Genomic DNA, 18,574 nt, shown 5'->3' with positions numbered 1-18,574 from the left:
GGCAAAGGCCGGGCAGGGCGGGCGGATGCCCGCCGGTGCACCACCGGCGGCCGCCGCCCGCCGGCGGGTCAAGGCCGGACCGGGACCCTCACGTCCCCGGCCGGGTCAGCATCTGCCAGCCCGGCGCGTAGTTCCCGTGCAGGATCAATGACGCCGCGCCCACCGCGCCCACCGCCTCGCCGATCACGCTCTTCTCGATGTCGACCTTGCGGATCACCCGGGGCACGGTCGTGGTGTTCACGGCCGCGTCGATCTCCTCGCACATGATCTGCTCGACGCCGCGTACCGCCTCGCCGCCGAGCACCACCCGGCTCACGTCGAGCAGCGCCACCGCGCCCCGGGCGGCCTGGCCGACGAGGCGGGCGGCACGCCGTACCGCGTCGACCGCCGCCGGATCGCCGCGGCGGACGTACCGGCGCAGCACCTTCCAGTCCTGGTGCACCGACTCCGGGCCGCCGGTCAGGCCGATCCGGTCGCCCGCCGCCCTGCCGTGCCGTTCCAGCAGATCGGCGATCACCGCGCCCGGACCGACGTACGGGCCCAGGCAGTTGGTGCCGCCGCAGTGGCAGGTCAGCCGGCCCGGCTGCACCGCCATGTGGCCGAACTCCCCCGCGTTGCCCGAATCCCCGTGCAGCACCGTGTTGTTGAGCACGATGCCGGCCCCGACACCCGTCCCCAGGTAGATGAACAGGAAGCTGCCCGCCCTGGCCCGGCCGCCGATCCAGCGCTCGCCGATCGCCGCCGCGGTGGCGTCGTTGTCCATCGCGACCGGCATCCCCGTCGCCGCACCGAACATCTCCAGCAGCGGCACCCGCCCCCAGCCGGCGAAGTTCGGCGGTGCCACCACCGCGCCCCCCGAGCCGTCGATGGGCCCGGGCGTGGCGATCCCGGTGCCGAGCACCCGGGCCGGATCGACCCCGGTCCTGGTGGTGAGCCGGGCCGCCGCGCCGGCCACCCTGCTCACCACGTCCGCCGGATCGCAGCCGTCGGCGAGCCTGATCCGCCGGCTGGCCAGCACCTCGCCCGACAGGTCGACGACCACGATCACCGCCGCGTCCGGGTCGAGCTGCACGCCCACCGCGTAGGCGCCGTCGGCCCGCGGCGACAGCAGCGTGCGGCGCTTGCCGCCGTTGGACGGCGCGTAGCCGGATTCCGAGACCAGGCCGGCCGCGAGCAGCCGCCGCACCACGTTGGAGACGGTCTGGCTGGTCAGGCCGGTGAGCGGCGCCAGCTCCACCCGGCTCACCGGCCCGGCCGTGCGGATCGCGTCGAGCACGACCGCCTGGTTGTATCCCCCGACCCGCGGAAGGTTCGTCCCCTGAGTCGCCATTCCCGCCCCCTCACCCCTCGCGCGCCCCCCTGCGATCCGAACTCTAGGCCCGGATGCGGCCGGAGTTTACATGTCAGGAGCGTTGACTTACTCCATCCATTGGATTTAGCTTCGCCGTCAAGCGAGGGCGCTTGCCGCTCCGCCCATGGGGGCGGCCCGCAGGGTTGGCCTCTGTTTCTCCGCTCCCCGCGGGATGCCCTGCGGGCCGATCCGGGCTCCCCTCGGAGGTTGACCGTGCGACAGAGACTCCTCGCAACAGCCGGCATCGCGGCCGTCACCGCCGTACTGGCGACATCGTTGTCGGGTTGCGGCTCCGGCTCCGGAAGCTCCAGTAAGACGATCAAGGTCGCCTACCAGCAGCAGCTGAACAACAGCAACAAGGTGCAGGCCAACTACCTGGGCCCGATGGTCAAGGCGTTCGAGAAGGCCAACCCGGGCACCACCGTCAAACTGGTCCCGATCACGGCGAGCGAGAACGACTACTACACCAAGATCCAGCTGATGATGCGCTCACCCGCGACGGCCCCGGACCTGGTGTACGAGGACACCGCGACGATCAACACCGATGTCGCCGCGGGCTACCTGAAGCCGCTGGACAGCTATCTGTCGTCCTGGCAGGACTGGAGCAAGTACGCCGACGCGTCCAAGGCCGCGATGAAGTACGCCCCCGACGGCAAGACGTACGGCGTGCCGGACAACACCGACACCCGCGGCATCTGGTACAACAAGCAGCTCTTCTCCCAGGCCGGCATACCCGTCCCGTGGCAGCCCAAGTCCTGGGCCGACATCCTCACCGCGGCCCGCACGATCAAGGCCAAGGAGCCCGGCGTCACCCCGCTGAACCTCTACACGGGCGTGGCCGCGGGCGAGGCGTCCTCGATGCAGGGCTTCGAGATGCTGCTGTACGGCACCGCGGCCGGCAACGACTCGCTGTACGACACCAAGCAGCAGAAGTGGGTGGTCGGCAGCAAGGGCTTCAAGGACGCCCTGGACTTCGTCCACACCATCTACAACACCGGCCTCGCCCCGTCCGCGCAGAAGGCACTCGACCCCAACGTCAGCGCCACCATAGGCACCGAGATGATCCCGCAGGGCAAGCTGGCGATCGACATCGACGGGTCGTGGATGCCCAACAACTGGATCCGCACCGGCCCCAAGCCGTGGCCCGCGTGGTCGACGACGATGGCGTCCACCGCGATGCCGAGCCAGAGCGGCCAGGGCACCGGCAAGGTCAGCATGTCCGGCGGCTGGGCGTGGTCGATCCCGGCCAAGTCCAAGAACCCGAACCTGGCCTGGAAGTTCATCCAGTCGCTGGAGACCGAGGCCGCCTCGGCGCAGTGGAACACGGTGAACGCCACCATCCCGGTGCGCTCCGACGTGGCCGCGGACGCCGGCTACCTCAAGGCGCTGCCCACCAACAAGTTCTTCAGCGACCTGGTCGCGGACACCTTCTACCGGCCCGGCCTGCCCGCGTACACCCAGGTCTCGACCGCGATCCAGAAGGCCATGGAGTCGGTGACCACCGGCCAGGCGTCGGTCGACAAGGCCGCCGCCACCTTCGACAGTGACGTCAAGACCGCGGTCGGCGCCGACAAGACCGTCCAGGGCGCCCAGTGACCAGCAGCGCCACCGCTGCGGATCCGCGGGCCGGCGCGGGCAAGGGGGGCGGCCGGGACAGCCGCCGGCGCCCCGGCCCGGCCGGCTCCCTGAGTGCGCTGCTGCGGGGCCTGCCCGTGCTGCCGTCGGTGATCCTGCTGCTGGTCTTCATCGCCGGCCCGATCGGGTACTGCGTCTACTACGCGTTCACCGACATGCAGCTCACGGGGACGACGGGCACCAACTTCGTCGGCTTCGACAACTTCACCCGGGCCTTCAAGGACTCCGACTTCACCAACGCCGTCGAGCTGACGCTGATCTTCGTCGTGGGATCGGCCGTGATCGGGCAGAACACCCTGGGGCTGGCGCTCGCGGTGCTGATGGAGAAGGCGTCCAAGCCGGTCCGCTCGATCACCAGCGCGGTGGTGATCGCCGCCTGGGTGCTGCCCGAGGTGGTGGCGGGCTACCTGATGTACGCCTTCTTCTACCAGCAGGGCTCGCTCAACGCGATCCTGGACTTCCTGCACCTGCCGCAGCAGAACTGGCTCTACACGCTGCCGATCCTGGCGGTCTGCATCGCCAACGTCTGGCGCGGCACGGCGTTCTCGATGCTGGTGTTCTCCGCGGCGCTCAGCGAGGTCCCGCAGGAGCTGGTCGAGGCGGCCGAGGTGGACGGCGCCGGGCCGTGGCAGCGGCTGTGGCGGGTCACGCTGCCGGTCATCCGCCGCTCGGTGATGACCAACCTGATGCTGATCACGCTGCAGACGCTCTCGGTGTTCGGCCTGATCTACACCATGACCCGCGGCGGTCCCGGCAACAAGGCCGAGACGCTGCCGATCTTCATGTACCAGCAGGCGTTCCAGAACAGCCTGATCGGCTACGGCACGGCGATCGCGCTGGTGCTGCTGGTGGTCGGCGCGCTGTTCTCCGCCGTGTACATCCGGATGCTGAAGGTGGAGGAGAACTGATGGCCGTCACCGAGAAGGCGGGGGCGGTACGGGTCGGGTCGCAGACGTCCCGGGCCGCCGCGGGCCGTACCCGGGCGGGCAGGGCGCGAACGGGACGGACCGTGGTCAACATCAGCCTGCTGGTGTTCTCGCTGCTCTACCTGATCCCGCTGCTGTGGATGCTGCTCGCGTCGGTCAACGCGCACGCCAGCTTCAAGCTGTCGGTGCCGCACCCGACCGGCGACAACTTCCACCACGTGCTGAACGCCGACACCACCTACCGGCCGATGCTCAACGGCCTGCTGCTGTGCGGCGGCGGCACCCTGCTGTGCGTGGTCTGCTCGGTGCTGGCCGCCTACCCGCTGTCGCGGTTCAGGTCACGGCTGCGCCGGCCGTTCCTCTACACCATCCTGTTCTCCACCGGGCTGCCGATCACCGCCGTCATGATCCCGGTCTACAGCATGTTCGTCCGGGTCAACCTGATCGACTCGATGCCGGGCACCACGCTGTTCCTGGCCGCGTCGGCGCTGCCGTTCGGCATCTGGCTGATGAAGAACTTCATGGACGGTGTCCCCGTGGTGCTGGAGGAGGCCGCCAGGATCGACGGCGCCAACTCGATGCAGGTGCTGTGGCGGATCGTGCTGCCGCTGATGTGGCCCGGGGTGATCGTCGTGACGATCTTCACCTTCATCGGGATGTGGGGCAACTTCTTCGTCCCCTTCATCCTGCTGCTCTCGCCGGAGAAACTGCCTGCCTCGGTCAGCGTGTTCACCTTCCTCAGCGCCCACGACCAGACCCAGTACGGGCAGTTGTCGGCCTTCTCGATCCTCTACTCGATCCCCGTCGTGATGCTCTACCTGATCCTCGCCCGCAGGCTCGGCGGCGGATTCGCGCTGGGCGGCGCCCTGAAGGGCTGACCCGTACGCGTCCCAGCACGCCTGCGCCGGTACGCGTCCGTCGGCAGGCACCGCATCGCACTGCGTCGCATCGCACCCGCAGACCCCATGGAGGGCGCCTTCATGCACAACGACCCCACTGCCACCGAACAGCGGCTCGACCGCGTACTGAACGAGCGCATCCGCCCGGCCGTACACGCCCGGTCGATCCCGCTCACGGTCGGGGTCTGGCACGTCCCCGGCGAGCCGGTGCCGGTCGCGGACGGGCTGTCCGCGAACTACGCGGAGGCCCGGCCGGGCGACCGCTGGGGGCCCGCCTGGTCGACCAGCTGGTTCCGGATCAGCGGCACGGTGCCCGAGGAGTGGGCCGGGCTGCCGGTGGAGGCGGTGCTCGACCTGGGCTTCGGCACCACCGAGCCCGGCTTCTCCGCCGAGGGGCTGGTCTACCGGCCGGACGGCACCGCCGTGAAGGGCCTCAACCCGCGCAACACCCATCTGCCGGTGGCCGATCCGGCGCGCGGCGGCGAGGAGTTCACGTTCTACATCGAGGCCGCCGCCAATCCGGTGGTCATGCACTCGGGGCCCGAGCAGCTGACCTTCCACCCGACGCCGGTGGGGGACGTGGCCGGCTGGCTGCGGAACCCGGCGGCCGAGGCCGGCGAACCGCTATACCGGCTGCGGCGGTTGGACCTGGCGGTCTTCGACGCCGGGGTCTTCGAGCTGTTCCACGACCTGGACGTGCTCGGCCAGTTGGCCCGCGAGCTGCCCGCCCAGTCCACCCGGCGCTGGCAGTTGCTCCAGGCGGTCGAGACCGCCCTGGACGCCGTCGACCTCCAGGACGTCAGCGGTACGGCCGCCGCCGCCCGCAAGGCGCTCATCCCGGCGCTCTCCGCGCCGGCCGGCACCGGGGCGCACCGGATCTCCGCCGTCGGGCACAGCCACATCGACTCGGCCTGGCTGTGGCCGCTGCGCGAGACCGTGCGCAAGGTCTCCAGGACGGTGGCCAACGTCACCCGGCTGATGGACGACCACCCCGGGTTCAAGTTCGTGATGTCACAGGCGCAGCAGCTCGCCTGGCTCAAGGAGACTCGCCCCGACGTCTTCGCCAGGGCCCAGGAGAAGACCAGGACCGGCCAGTTCCTGCCGGCCGGCAGCCTGTGGGTGGAGCCGGACACCAACCTCACCGGCGGCGAGTCACTGGTCCGGCAGTTCGTGCACGGGAAGCGGTTCTACCTCGACGAGTTCGGCATCGAGACCGAGGAGATGTGGCTGCCCGACACCTTCGGCTACAACGCGGCGCTGCCGCAGCTGATGAAGCTGGCCGGGGTGCGCTGGTTCCTCACCCAGAAGATCTCCTGGAACACCACCAACAAGTTCCCGCACCACACCTTCTGGTGGGAGGGCATCGACGGCACCCGGATCTTCAGCCACTTCCCGCCGGTCGACACCTACAACAGCGACCTGTCAGGCGCCGAAGTCGCGCACAGCGAGCGGAACTTCCAGGAGAAGGCGGGCACCAACCGGTCGCTGGTGCCGTTCGGCTACGGCGACGGCGGCGGCGGTCCCACCCGGGAGATGCTGGCCAGGGCGGCCCGGCTGACCAGCCTGGAGGGCTCACCGCAGGTGGCCGTGGAGAGCCCGGCGGAGTTCTTCCGCAAGGCGCACGAGGACTACCCGGACGCGCCGGTGTGGTCGGGCGAGCTGTATCTGGAGTTCCACCGCGGCACGCTGACCAGCCAGCTGGCCACCAAGCAGGGCAACCGGCGCAACGAACACCTGCTGCGCGAGGCCGAGTTGTGGTGCGCGACGGCCACCGCGCGGACCGGCGCCCGGTATCCGCACGAGGAGCTGGACCGGCTGTGGAAGACGGTGCTGCTGCACCAGTTCCACGACATCCTGCCCGGCACGTCGATCGCCTGGGTGCACCGCGAGGCCGAGGCGACCCACGCCAGGGTCAGCGCGGAGCTGGGGGCGCTGGTGGACGCGGCGCAGCGCGCGCTGGCCGGCGCCGACACCGGGGGCGGCCGAGGCGTCGTCTTCAACTCGGCCCCGCACGCCCGCGGCGGCATCCCGGCGATGGGCGCCGGGCCCCGCGCGCACGGCCCCGGCACCGTCCGCCCGGTCCGCGACGGCGACACCTTCGTGCTGGACAACGGCCTGGTCCGGGTGCGGATCGACGGCCGCGGCCTGATCACCTCGGCCTACGACCTGGCCGCCGGCCGGGAGGCGCTGCCGCCGGGTGGGACCGCCAACCTGCTGCAACTGCACCAGGACTTCCCCAACAAGTGGGACGCCTGGGACCTCGACCGGTTCTACCGCAACACCGTCCGCGACCTGACCGAGGCCGAGTCGGTGCACCCGGTGGACGTCACCGTGAACGGCGTGCCGGGCCACGGGGTCAGGGTGGTACGGGTGTTCGGCGCGTCACGGATCGAGCAGACGCTGACCCTGGAGGAGGACGGCAACCGGCTGGACGTCGCCACGGTGATCGACTGGCACGAGCGGGAGACGCTGCTGAAGGCCGCCTTCCCGCTGGACGTGCGGGCCGCGCACTCCACGGCGGAGATCCCGTTCGGCCATGTCGAGCGGCCCACCCACACCAACACCAGTTGGGAGGCGGCCAAGTTCGAGGTCTGCGCGCACCGCTTCCTGCACGTCGGCGAGCCCGGCTGGGGCGCGGCCCTGGTCAACGACTCGACGTACGGCCATGACATCACCCGTGACGTGCGCGCCGACGGCGGTACGACCACCACGGTCCGGCTGTCGCTGCTGCGGGCGTCGCGCTTCCCTGACCCGGAGGCCGAGCAGGGCGAACACCGGCTGCGCTACGGCCTGCTGATCGGCGCCGCGGTCTCCGACGCCGTCCGCGAGGGCTACCGGCTCAACCTGCCCGAGCGTACGGTGCCGGGCGGCGCGGAGGTGCCGCCGCTGGTGGCCGTGGACCACGAGGCGGTGGTGGTCTCGGCGGTCAAGCTCGCCGACGACCGCGGCGGCGATGTCGTCGTACGGCTCTACGAGTCCCGTGGCGGCCGGGTCACCGCGACCCTGTCCCCCGGCTTCCCGCTGGCCGCGTGCACCGCCGCGGACCTGCTGGAGCGCCCGCTGACCGACGAGGCGCAGCAGCAGGTGGACGGCCGGGTCCGGCTGACCCTGCGCCCGTTCCAGATCCTCACCCTGCGGCTCACCCCGGAAGGGGTCGCCGCCCGCTGACGGGAGCCGGGCGGATGCCTCCCACCCGGCATCCGCCCGGCTCCTCCGCCATGCGCCTCCGCCATGCCCCAACTGCTGTTTGTTTCTGTTTCTTTGTAGTAACCATTGACCGATAAACCAACACGACGGCACACTGTGCGCCATCTTCCCAATAAGAAGGGTGTCAACCATGCCTCGTGTGTGGAGACTTGCGCCATTGTGGGTGCTTGCCTTGCTCGCCGCACTGCTCGCGGTGAGCAGCGCTCCGGCGCACGCCGCCCCCGACACGTCCGTCACGGTGGACGGTACCCAGAGCGGCCGGACGTTCGACGGGATCGGCGCGATCAGCGGTGGCGGCGGCAACTCCCGGCTGCTGACCGACTATCCGGCCGCCCAGCAGAAGCAGATCCTGGACTACATGTTCAAGCCCGGCTACGGGGCGAACCTCCAACTGCTCAAGCTGGAGATCGGCGGCGACGCCAACTCCACCGACGGCTCCGAGCCGTCGATCGAGCACAGCAAGGGCACGGTCAACTGCAACGCCGGCTACGAGTTCTGGCTCGCCGAGCAGGCCAAGGCCCGCAACCCGAACATCGGGCTGTACGGCCTCGCCTGGGCCGCGCCCGGCTGGATCAACGGCGGGTTCTGGTCCACCGACACCATCAACTACCTGATCTCCTGGCTCGGTTGCGCCAAGCAGCACGGCCTGAACATCAGCTACCTCGGCGGCTGGAACGAGCGCGGCCACGACGCCGACTGGTACGTCCAGCTCCGGTCGGCCCTCGACGAGCACGGGTACCAGGGCGTCAAGCTGGTCGCGGACGACTCCGGCTGGAGCACCGCCGACGACATGGCCAAGGACCCGGACTTCAACAAGGCCGTCTCCATCATCGGCACCCACTACTCGTGCAACGGCGGTGACGGCGGCGACGCCAAGACCTGTTCGAGCACGGACGCGGCCAAGGCCAACGGCAAGCCGCTGTGGGACTCCGAGAACGGCTCGCAGGACATGAACACCGGCGCCCCCGCGCTGATCCGGGCCATCACCCGCGGCTACATCGACGCCGACATGACCAGCTACTTCAACTGGCCGCTGATCGCCGCGATCTACCCGAACCTGCCCTACGACACCGTCGGCCTGGCGACGGCCGGGTCACCCTGGTCGGGCAACTACCAGATCGGCGCCAGCACCTGGGCCACCGCGCAGGTCACCCAGTTCACCCAGCCCGGCTGGACGTTCATCGACTCCGCCTCGGGCTACCTCGGCGGCAACGAGAACAACGGCACCTACGTGACCCTCAAGTCGCCGAACGGCAAGGACTACTCGACGGTCCTGGAGACGACGACGGCCACCAGTTCGCAGACCGCGAACCTCCACGTGCAGGGCGGCCTCTCCACCGGCACCGTGCACGTGTGGGCGACGGATGTGAACTCGCCCGACACCGCGACCTCGATGGTCCACACTCAGGACATCACCCCGTCCGGCGGCTCCTACTCCCTGACCATGAAGCCGGGTTACGTCTACACCGTCACCACGACCAAGGGCCAGGGCAAGGGGAAGGCGACCTCCCCCGCCGCGCACGCGCTGAAGCTCCCTTACAGCGACGACTTCGACAACGATGTCGCCGGCACCGAGGCCAAGTACGTCTCGGACATGCAGGGTTCGTTCGAGGTGCAGAAGTGCGCCCACCGTGCCGGGATGTGCCTCCAGCAGATGGCGCCGGTCAAGCCGATCGAATGGCAGGACGACAGCGACGCGTTCACCCTGGTCGGCGACCCGACCTGGACGGACTACTCGATCCAGGCGGACACCGAGCTGGCCAAGCCCGGCACCGTCGAGCTGATCGGCCGCGCGGGCACCCAGAACCGCCCGCAGTCGCACCAGCAGGGCTACTCCTTCCAGATCAGCGACACCGGGGCCTGGACGATCCTCAAGACCGACGCCGACGGCAACAAGACGGTGCTCACCCGGTCGTCCACGACGGCGCTCGGCACCGGCAAGTGGCACCGGCTGGGGCTGTCGTTCAGCGGCTCCACGATCACCGCGTCGGTGGACGGCAAGGACCTCGGCGCGGTGCAGGACAGCAGCTACTCCGCGGGCCAGGGCGGCCTCGGGCTGACCTCCTACGACACCGACCAGTTCGACAACCTGTCGTTCACCAAGGTGAAGTCCGCCGCCGCCTCGGCGGCGCTGACCCTCACCCCGTCGGCGAAGTCCGTGCAGCGCGGCAAGACGGTCACGATGACCGCGACCGTCTCGGTGCCGAAGAAGGCCCCGGCCGCGGAGGGCGTCAACGTCAGCCTCTCCGCGCCCAAGGGCTTCGTGTCCGACTCCCAGCCCGTGGTGTTCGGCGTGATCCAGCCGGGCCACAGCGCCGTCGCCCAGTGGGAGCTGACCGCTCCCACCGACGCGGCCGGGACCTCCGCGATCACCGCGACCGCCACGTTCGCGCAGAACGAGGTGGCGCAGTGGCTGCACGGGAGCACCCAGCTGGCGGTGACCAACCCGCCGGCGCCGACCGGGGTCAACGACGTCAGCGACCTGGAGTTCCTGTCGGCGACCAACGGTTGGGGCCCGGTGGAACGGGACCAGTCGGTGGGCGGTACCAACGCCGGTGACGGAGCGCCGCTCAGCATCGACGGCAAGGTGTACGACAAGGGCCTGGGCACCAACGCGATCAGCGACGTGTCCATCTACCTCGGCGGCAAGTGCACGGCGTTCACCTCGACCGTCGGCAACGACGACGACGCGGGCAACAGCGGCACGATGACGTTCAGCGTGCTCGGCGACGGCAAGACGCTGGCCGCGACCAAAACCGTCAAGGGCGGCGACCCGGCGCAGCAGTTGACCGCCGACCTGACCGGCGTGCAGACGCTGGATCTCGTGGTGGGCGACGCGGGCGACAACAACGCCTACGACCACGGCGACTGGGCGGGACCGAAGCTCACCTGCGCCACCTGACCGAAGGGACAACGCAGTTCAACTGAGGGGCGGTACGGGCCGGCGGCCCGTACCGCCCCTTCACGTCAGCCGCCGAGCCGCCGGGCCCACCCGGACTCCTGCCGCCCGTGCCCGGTCGGTCCACGGGTCATTGACGTGGCCACGACGACTGGCTAGCGTCGAAAGCCCCCACATCCCAACGGGACGCCCCACTTCCCCCCAGTGTCCCACCGCCTCTGGAGCACCCCCATGAAACCGCTCAAGCATCGGGCGGCGGTCCTCACCGCCGCCTTGACAACGTTGTCCATCGGGCTCGCCGTGGACCTCTCCAGCACCGCGGCCCCGGCTGCCGCCGCCACGTCCATCTGCAACAAATACTGCGACGCCCGCGACCCCTCGCAGGCCGCCGGGGACCGCACCCCGGTCACCGCCGCCCTGTCGGGACGGACCATCGCGCTGCACTTCGACGACGCCGACGCGATGGGCTGGGCCTCCATCGACCACGGCGGCGCGGGCGACGAGGTGTGGCTGGACCGTTCGACGGACGGCGGCAGGACGTGGTCCGACGGCAGCAAGCTGGGCGACACCAGCACCCCGTCGGGCTCCGCCGGCTGGCGGTCCCAGATGTACAACGTGGACGACTGGAACAACCTCGGCGTCGGCGCGCTGCGCGCCTGCGGGCAGGTGTCGGGCGCCATCGCGTGCACGTCCTGGGCCCGTACCACCTGGAACGCCTGGAGCCGCGGCACGGCCGCCACCACCGCGCTGATGATGTCCTACGACCGCGGCACCAAGCTGTTCGGCGGCAACGGCTGGTGGACCGGCGCCAACGCGCTGACCGCCGTGATCGACAACGCGCGCGGCAGCGGCATGAACAGCTACGAGTATGCGATCTCGGCGACGTACGACAAGAACCTCGGCGCGCAGGAGGGCAACTTCACCAACGACTACCTGGACGACACCGGTTGGTGGGGCCTGGCCTGGATCGACGCGTACGACCTGACCGGCGACGCGCGCTACCTGACCACCGCGAAGGCCGACGCGGACCACATGTTCGCCTACTGGGACGGTACGTGTGGCGGCGGCGTGCACTGGAACGAGACCAGCTCGTACAAGAACGCCATCACCAACGAGCTGTTCCTGCAGCTGACCGCCGCGCTGCACAACCGGATCGGCGGCGACACCACGTACCTGAACCGGGCGAAGAACGAGTGGACCTGGTTCCAGGGCAGCGGCATGATCAACGGCGACCACATGGTCAACGACGGTCTGACCGACTCCTGTGCCAACAACGGCCAGACCACCTGGACGTACAACCAGGGTGTGATCCTCGGCGGTCTCACCGAGCTCTACAAGGCGACCTCCGACGCCGGGCTGCTGACCACCGCGCGCACCCTGGCCGGCGCCTCCACCACCAGGCTGGTCAGCGGCGGGGTGCTGCGCGAGCCGGGCGAGGGCGACAGCTGCACCGGCGACGGCCCGAGCTTCAAGGGCGCCTACGTACGGGGGCTGGGCAAGCTCAACGGCCAGCTGAGCGACCACCCGTACGCCTCCACGCTGACCGCCTGGGCGAACTCGGCCTACACCAAGGACCGCAACTCCCTCGACCAGTACGGCCCGCACTGGGCCGGCGGCGCCGGCGCGAGCGACTACGGCTGCCAGCAGAGCGTGCTCGATCTGCTCAACGCGGCCGGGCAGTAAGCCCGTTGGGCCGGAGTCCTGGCCCCGATCTCTGGCCCAGGACTCCGGCCCGGATCGCCGACCCCGATTACTGGCCGAGGCCGGCCACCGGGCGCGGCCGGTAGCCGGCCTCCAGGCGCTCGGCCTGCTCGGCGGTCAGCGTGACGCCGAGCAGGCCGGTGCCGCCCAGCCGGGTGTAGCGCATCACCGGCCGCCCTCGGTGGTCGCCACGTAGACGGTGTTGGTGGCCCTGCCGCCCTGGAGCGGGTTGTCGAAGTCCACGACGTGGGCGGCGGATCGGGCGAAGACCGCGCCGAGCACCGCGCTGAAGTCCGCGTCCAGCGGGTCGTTGGACCACAGGGCGAAGACGCCGCCCGGGTGCAGCAGGGCGGCGAGCGCGCGCAGGCCGCCCGGTGTGTAGAGCGCCGCGTGCCGCGGGTGGAGCACATGGCGCGGCGAGTGGTCGACGTCGAGCAGCACGGCGTGAAAGCGGCGGCCGGGCGCCTCGGGATCGAGGCCGCCGGGATCGGCGGCCAGTGCGAAGAAGTCGCCCCGCACCAGCCGGCAGCGCGGGTCGCCGGCCAGTCCGGCGCCCAGCGGGACGAGGCCGCGCCGGTGCCACTCGATCACCTCGCCGAGCGCGTCGATCACGGTCAGCGTCCCCACCCGCGGGTCGTCGAGCGCGGCGCGGGCGGTGTAGCCGAGCCCGAGCCCGCCCACCACCACGTCCAACCCGCCCTGCCCGGCGGGCAGTTCGCCGAGCCCGAGCCGGGTGAGCGCGATCTCGCCGGCCGTGAAGAGGCTGGACATCAGGAACTCGTCGCCGAGTTTGACCTCGTAGACGTCCTCGCCGGACGCCGGATCCCGGCGCCGCCGCAGGCTGATGTCGCCCATCGGCGTCGGCCGCCAGTCGATCTCCTGGAAACGCGCGCTCATGCGGATGACCTTTCTTGCCGCCCCGATCCTATGGCGCCGCCCGGTGACGCCGGGCCGCCCCGACCGACACCTGCGGGTGAACGGCGGCCGTGATCCGTTTGCCGTACCGCAGGACGGACAGGCGCTGGGGAACCACACCTGAACGGATTTCCTACGGGCCTATTTGAGGAGTGAGCCATGGACTGGCGTGACCGCGCTGCCTGTCTGGACGTGGACCCCGAGCTGTTCTTCCCGGTCGGCAACGGCGGTTCGGCGCTCATGCAGGCGCAACGGGCCAAGGCCGTCTGCGCGGGCTGCCCGGTGATCGAGTCGTGCCGGGAGTGGGCGATGCGCACCGGCCAGGACGCCGGGGTGTGGGGCGGCCTGAGCGAGGAGGAGCGGCGCTCGCTGAAGCGGCGCAGGGCCCGCCGGGCGCAGACCCACCAGACGGCGAACTGACCGCCCGGACGGCGAACTGACCGCGGGGCGGCGGGAGTAGACGCACACCGGGCGCCGGGAGCCGGCGTCCGCCCCCACCGGACCGGAGCCCCGCCGGGCGAGGGCAACCCTTGCCTGCCCGGCTGTGTCCAACCTGTGCCCGGTGCGGACGGCGACGGCGCCGCACACCGCGACCGGGTCACACCTCCTTGGAGTCCAGGTGCGTATACGTACCGCCCCGGCCCGGTTAGCCGCGGCCGTCACTCTCATCCTGGCCGCCGTCGCGGCCGGCACCCTGCCCGCCCACGCCTCGGGCGCGGCTCCCCAGGACGAACCGCCCGCCCGTCCCTACCGGTTGACCCTCCAGACCGATCCGGCGTCCACCGACTACGGCCACCGCACGGTCGACCTGTCCGGCACGCTGACCTCGACGGCCGACGGCAGCCCGGCGCCCGGCCACGCCGTGGTCCTCACGGAGGACGTGGTCTTCGAGACCTGGAACCCGTGGCAGGACCCGATCGACCCGGCCGAGTACGAGACCCGCACGCTCGGCACGATCACCACCGACCGGAACGGCCGCTTCGAGATCCCGGACGCGCTGGTCGACCACGTCGGCGACACCTCGCTGGCCCGGGTCGTCCACTTCGTCTACCTCAACGCCCAGTTCGACCCGGACGGTAACCCGAACACCAACGACGACGCGTACGCCTCGATCCAGCTCCAGGCCGCCCCGGTGCCCACCACGCTGACCTACCACCTGGACAGGACCCGGGTGCACACCGGCGACACCCTCACCGTCACCGGCAACGTCAACTGGCCCGCCGGGCACGGCAGCCTGGCCGGCACCGAGGTCTTCCTGCGGGCGTACTGGGAGGCGGAGTCCAACGCCCGTACCACCACGGACGCCTCGGGCAACTTCACCATCCGCTACAAGGTCGGCGACATCGACGAGGACTTCGCCCTCTTCACCGCGCCACGGGACTACTACCTGGCGGGTACCGAGATCCCGCTGCCCGTCCACCACCCCGTGACGATCGACTACAACGCCGTGTCGGCCACCGTGGACGTCAACGGCAGGGCCACCGTGAAGGCGCGGATCAACCAGAACTGCGCCTCGCCGCAGAAGGCCGTGCTCGCCCTGCAGTTCGCCAAGCAGGGCACCACCGCGTGGAAGACCGTCGGCAGCGCGGTGGCCGACTCCGGCGGCGCCGTGCAGGCCGCCTACACCGGCGGCAACGGCAGTTACCGCTGGACGCACGCCGAGACCGACTACTGCGGCGCCGGCACCTCACCGGCCCGCGCGGTGTACCGGGTGCAGACCCGGATCGCCGGCTTCCACGGCACACCGCACGTGGCCCGCAAGGGCCGGCCGCTGCGGATGAACGGCACGCTGCAGTTCCTGGACGGCAACCACGTCTGGCAGAACCGCGGCCGGCACCCCATCCAGATCTGGTACCGGCCGACCAGTTTCGACGCGTGGCGGCTGACGGCCGTGGTGCAGTCGAGCACCAAGGGCGCGTTCCAGAAGACCGCCCCCGCGCTCACCACCGGCTGGTGGAAGGCGGTGGCGGTGAGCACCGACACGACCTACACCGCCGTCAGCCCGTACGACTGGATCCGCGTCGTCCGCTGACGGCCGGTCAACCAGCCGTGGTGACCGGCTACTTGTACACCTTGCCGGGCACCGGCTTGCCGGGCGCCAGGAGTTGGGCGACGGTCACGAACGTGTAGCCGCGGGCCTGGAGGGTCGAGATGATCCCCGGGACCGCGGCGATCGTGCCGTTGTAGCCGCGGTTGGTCTTGTCCACCCAGTCGTGCAGCAGGATGATCCCGTCCCGCTTGGTCTTGTCCAGCACCCGCTTCTCGATCAGCGCCGAGTCGGTGGTCTTGTAGTCCGCGCCGTCGGCGCTCCACACCACCTCGGACATGCCCAGGCTCTTGACGACCTTGGTCACTCCGTCGCTGGTGCGGCCCTGCGGCGGGCGCAGCAGCGTCGGACGGACGCCGGTCACCTTGTAGACGGCGTCCCGGCCCTCGGTTATCTCCTTGCGCACCTCGTCCTTGCTGATCTTGGTGAGGATCTGGTGCGACCAGGTGAGGGTCTCCAGCTCATGGCCCTGCGCGGCCATGTCCTTGATCATCTCCGGGTGCTTGCGCACATGGTTCTTGCCGAGCGTGAAGAAGGTCGCGTGGACGTGGTATTTCTTCAGGATGCCCAGCAGTTCAGGAGTGTGCACGCTCGGCCCGGCGTCGAAGGTGAGTGCGACGCACTTGGCCTTGCGGCAGTCCACCGGGCCGTTCGCGCCCTGGGCGAAGGCGGCCGGCTCGGCGGTGGCCTTCGCATTGGACCTGGCCGCCGACGGCGAGGTGGCGTGGTAGCCGTCGCAGCCGCTCAGGCCGAGTACCAGCGCGGCCGTGGCCAGCAGGACGGCCGGCGTGCGGAGCCGGCGGGCGGTGGTCGTGCTCCGCATGCGGGCGATCCCCCTTGTGATGATGCCCGTGGTGACGTGGGTGATGACGTTCACGGTGGCGTTCATGGTGCTGAACGGCCCGGTCATCCGGGCCGCCGAGGACTATACATAGCGGGTATACGCAGGATCGGCACCGGGGTCGGACGCCGGGTCGGCACCGGCATGTGAACGGCTGGTGGCCGGGCGCCGAAATGGCCGGGACGACCGGGAAATCCGGTGGAATCCGGCGCCGCCGGGCGAGGACGCTAGGGGTGTGAGAGCCCACCGGACGCCGCCGCCCGGTCCGCCGGGCCCGGCCGGTCCGCCCGGCGGCTGAACCGGACCGACCGCCGCCGCTGGCAACGGTCGGGCCGCCGCAGACGTCCTCACAGGAGACGCCGATTCTCTGCCGCCGCCCAGAACGGAACCCGGCCCATGCCCGCACTCACCGCCGTACTCGCCCCGACGCGTACCACCGTGCGCGCGCCGGACCGCGGCAGGGGCGCCGATCTGCGCCGACGGCTGCGGGTGCCGCTGATCGCCACGGCGGCCGTGCTCCCGCTGTACGCGCTGTGGGTGGTCTGCCTCGCCACCGGCGGCGGCGACCTCGCCGCGCAGGACGCGTGGGCCGAATTCGTGGGGCATCACCCGGGCTCGGCGTACAACCTCTCCTGGTACGGCGGTCTGCACACGGCCGGCTACAGCCTGGTGTCGCCGTACCTGATGGCCTGGTTCGGCGTGCGTACGGTGTCGGTCCTGTCCGGGCTCGCCGGATCGTGGCTGGCGGCGGCGCTGTTCGTACGCTCGGGGATGCACCGGCCGCTGTGGCCGGCGCTCTTCGCCTCGCTCGCGCTGTGGTGCAACGTGGCCTCCGGGCGGACCACGTTCGCGCTCGGTGTGGCCCTCGGCCTCGGCGCGGTGCTGGTGGTCACCGGGCCGAACCGGCGGCCGCTGCTCGCGGTGACGCTCAGCGCGCTGGCGACGGCGGGCAGCCCGGTGGCGGGGCTGTTCCTCGGGGTGGCGGGGGCCGGCCTGATGCTGGCGCGGCACGTACGGGACGGGGTCGCGCTGGCGCTGCCGCCGTTCCTGGTGGTGGCCGCGACCGTGGTGTTCTTCCCGAGCTCCGGCCAGCAGCCGATGTCCTTCGGGCGGATCTGGCCACCGGTGATGTGCTGCGCGGCCGTGGTGCTGTGCGCGCCGCTCGCCTGGCGGACGCTGCGGTTCGGCGCGGTGGTGTACGCGGTCGGCGTGGTGCTGACGTTCCTGGTGCCGTCGCCGATCGGTACGAACGTGGAACGGCTGGCCGAACTGGTCGGCCCGGCGGTGCTGGTGGCCTGCCTGCTGGCCCCGGGACGGTACCGGCTCCAGCGGCTCGCGCTGGTCGCGGCGCTCGCGGTGTCCGTCAACTGGCTGGCGCAGAAGACCGTGGACGACCTGAACGTCTCCACCGACGTGCCGAGTTGGGCCGCGCACAGCCAGGGGGTGGTGACCGAGTTGCGGGTGCTGGGCGCCGACAAGGCGCGGGTGGAGGTGGTGCCGGTCCGCGACCACCGCGAGGCCACCCTGCTGGCCCCGTACGTCAACATGGCGCGCGGCTGGAACCGGCAGATCGACATGAAGCGCGGCCGGCTGTTCTACGACGGCACCTTCTCGGCGGCCAGCTACCGGGCGTGGCTGGACAGCCGGGCCGTGGGCTTCGTCGTCCTGAGCAGCGGCAAGCCGGACGACCACGCGGGCGAGGAGGCGGCGCTCGTCAACCACCCGCCCAGCTGGCTCACCCCCGTGTGGCGGGACGCGAACTGGCGGATCTACCGGGTGCACGACCCCCAGCCGCTGGTGTCGGGGGACGGCACGGTGATCAGCTCGGACAGCGCCAGCCTCGTGGTGCGGGTGTCGGGGCCCGGCGCGGTGATCGTCAGGATCGCCTACTCCCCCTGGCTGCACGCGACCGGCGCGTGCCTGCGGCCGGCCGGCGACTGGGCGCAGCTGATCGTGCCGACGCCCGGCGACTACCGGATCACGTCCCAGTACCGGCTGCCGGGAGCGCCCTGCTGACGGGACCCGCCGCGGACTCGTGGTGAGCCGGGGGCGTGCGGGGCGCCGATGCGCGCGCCGAGTGCTTCCGGCCGCCGCCGGGCGGCGGCTTGGGGAGGACCGGGCGGTGGGGAGGCTCGACCGGGCACCGAGGGCCC

The 18,574-nt window shown here is 71.0% G+C and carries 12 protein-coding genes; 9 read left to right on the top strand and 3 right to left on the bottom strand.

Features of this window, described 5'->3' with window-relative positions; genetic code table 11:
* Window positions 1-88: 88 nt before the first annotated feature.
* Window positions 89-1,330 carry an ROK family transcriptional regulator gene (locus ACQPW6_RS33125; protein WP_433893396.1) on the bottom strand — a complete coding sequence of 414 codons (1,242 nt, stop codon included), beginning with the start codon at window positions 1,328-1,330 and terminating at the stop codon, window positions 89-91.
* Between the two features lie 234 nt (window positions 1,331-1,564).
* Between ACQPW6_RS33125 and ACQPW6_RS33120 the strand changes: the two genes are divergently transcribed.
* The 6 genes from ACQPW6_RS33120 (at window position 1,565) to ACQPW6_RS33095 (ending at window position 12,600) form a co-directional block, all read left to right on the top strand.
* On the top strand, window positions 1,565-2,947 hold the full coding sequence (locus ACQPW6_RS33120) for an extracellular solute-binding protein (protein ID WP_433893395.1): 1,383 nt from the start codon (window positions 1,565-1,567) through the stop codon (window positions 2,945-2,947).
* Window positions 2,944-3,894 carry a carbohydrate ABC transporter permease gene (locus ACQPW6_RS33115; protein WP_433893394.1) on the top strand — a complete coding sequence of 317 codons (951 nt, stop codon included), beginning with the start codon at window positions 2,944-2,946 and terminating at the stop codon, window positions 3,892-3,894. The genes ACQPW6_RS33120 and ACQPW6_RS33115 overlap by 4 nt, the downstream gene beginning before the upstream one ends.
* On the top strand, window positions 3,894-4,790 hold the full coding sequence (locus ACQPW6_RS33110) for a carbohydrate ABC transporter permease (RefSeq protein ID WP_433893393.1): 897 nt from the start codon (window positions 3,894-3,896) through the stop codon (window positions 4,788-4,790). The genes ACQPW6_RS33115 and ACQPW6_RS33110 overlap by 1 nt, the downstream gene beginning before the upstream one ends.
* A 102-nt stretch (window positions 4,791-4,892) precedes the next feature.
* Window positions 4,893-7,979: an alpha-mannosidase gene (locus ACQPW6_RS33105; protein ID WP_433893392.1), complete on the top strand. Its 3,087-nt coding sequence runs from the start codon at window positions 4,893-4,895 to the stop codon at window positions 7,977-7,979.
* 202 nt (window positions 7,980-8,181) lie between these two features.
* Window positions 8,182-10,920, top strand: a complete 2,739-nt coding sequence (locus ACQPW6_RS33100) for an NPCBM/NEW2 domain-containing protein (RefSeq protein WP_433893391.1) — start codon at window positions 8,182-8,184, stop codon at window positions 10,918-10,920.
* Between the two features lie 228 nt (window positions 10,921-11,148).
* Entirely contained in the window at window positions 11,149-12,600 is a 1,452-nt protein-coding gene (locus ACQPW6_RS33095) for a glycoside hydrolase family 76 protein (protein WP_433893390.1), read from the top strand.
* Between the two features lie 183 nt (window positions 12,601-12,783).
* Here ACQPW6_RS33095 and ACQPW6_RS33090 read toward each other — a convergent pair whose 3' ends face one another.
* On the bottom strand, window positions 12,784-13,515 hold the full coding sequence (locus ACQPW6_RS33090) for a spermidine synthase (protein WP_433893389.1): 732 nt from the start codon (window positions 13,513-13,515) through the stop codon (window positions 12,784-12,786).
* 177 nt (window positions 13,516-13,692) lie between these two features.
* Here ACQPW6_RS33090 and ACQPW6_RS33085 point away from each other — a divergent pair, with 177 nt between their 5' ends.
* Entirely contained in the window at window positions 13,693-13,953 is a 261-nt protein-coding gene (locus ACQPW6_RS33085) for a WhiB family transcriptional regulator (RefSeq protein ID WP_433893388.1), read from the top strand.
* 199 nt (window positions 13,954-14,152) lie between these two features.
* Window positions 14,153-15,565, top strand: a complete 1,413-nt coding sequence (locus tag ACQPW6_RS33080; RefSeq protein ID WP_433893387.1) for a hypothetical protein — start codon at window positions 14,153-14,155, stop codon at window positions 15,563-15,565.
* Window positions 15,566-15,593: 28 nt separating this feature from the next.
* Here the strand turns inward: ACQPW6_RS33080 and ACQPW6_RS33075 are convergent, their stop codons facing one another.
* Entirely contained in the window at window positions 15,594-16,403 is an 810-nt protein-coding gene (locus ACQPW6_RS33075) for a polysaccharide deacetylase family protein (RefSeq protein WP_433894736.1), read from the bottom strand.
* Between the two features lie 414 nt (window positions 16,404-16,817).
* On the opposite strand from ACQPW6_RS33075, the gene ACQPW6_RS33070 reads away from it, so the two are divergent.
* Complete coding sequence (locus ACQPW6_RS33070) at window positions 16,818-18,437, top strand: hypothetical protein (protein ID WP_433893386.1); 1,620 nt, start codon at window positions 16,818-16,820, stop codon at window positions 18,435-18,437.
* The last annotated feature ends 137 nt before the right edge of the window (window positions 18,438-18,574 follow it).

This window comes from Streptomyces sp. CA-111067, from assembly GCF_050956065.1.
Taxonomy (GTDB): Bacteria; Actinomycetota; Actinomycetes; order Streptomycetales; family Streptomycetaceae; genus Actinacidiphila.
The sequence above is the reverse complement of the archived record's forward strand: the minus strand, read 5'-3'. Positions and strand labels throughout refer to the sequence as shown.

Bases quoted from the DNA above. Each gene is read 5' to 3' on its own strand.
- ACQPW6_RS33110 (WP_433893393.1), top strand. From the start codon at position 3,894: ATGGCCGTCACCGAGAAGGCGGGGGCGGTACGGGTCGGGTCGCAGACG.
- ACQPW6_RS33075 (WP_433894736.1), bottom strand. From the start codon at position 16,403: ATGCGGAGCACGACCACCGCCCGCCGGCTCCGCACGCCGGCCGTCCTG.
- ACQPW6_RS33070 (WP_433893386.1), top strand. From the start codon at position 16,818: ATGCCCGCACTCACCGCCGTACTCGCCCCGACGCGTACCACCGTGCGC.
- ACQPW6_RS33095 (WP_433893390.1), top strand. From the start codon at position 11,149: ATGAAACCGCTCAAGCATCGGGCGGCGGTCCTCACCGCCGCCTTGACA.
- ACQPW6_RS33125 (WP_433893396.1), bottom strand. From the start codon at position 1,330: ATGGCGACTCAGGGGACGAACCTTCCGCGGGTCGGGGGATACAACCAG.
- ACQPW6_RS33085 (WP_433893388.1), top strand. From the start codon at position 13,693: ATGGACTGGCGTGACCGCGCTGCCTGTCTGGACGTGGACCCCGAGCTG.
- ACQPW6_RS33090 (WP_433893389.1), bottom strand. From the start codon at position 13,515: ATGAGCGCGCGTTTCCAGGAGATCGACTGGCGGCCGACGCCGATGGGC.
- ACQPW6_RS33105 (WP_433893392.1), top strand. From the start codon at position 4,893: ATGCACAACGACCCCACTGCCACCGAACAGCGGCTCGACCGCGTACTG.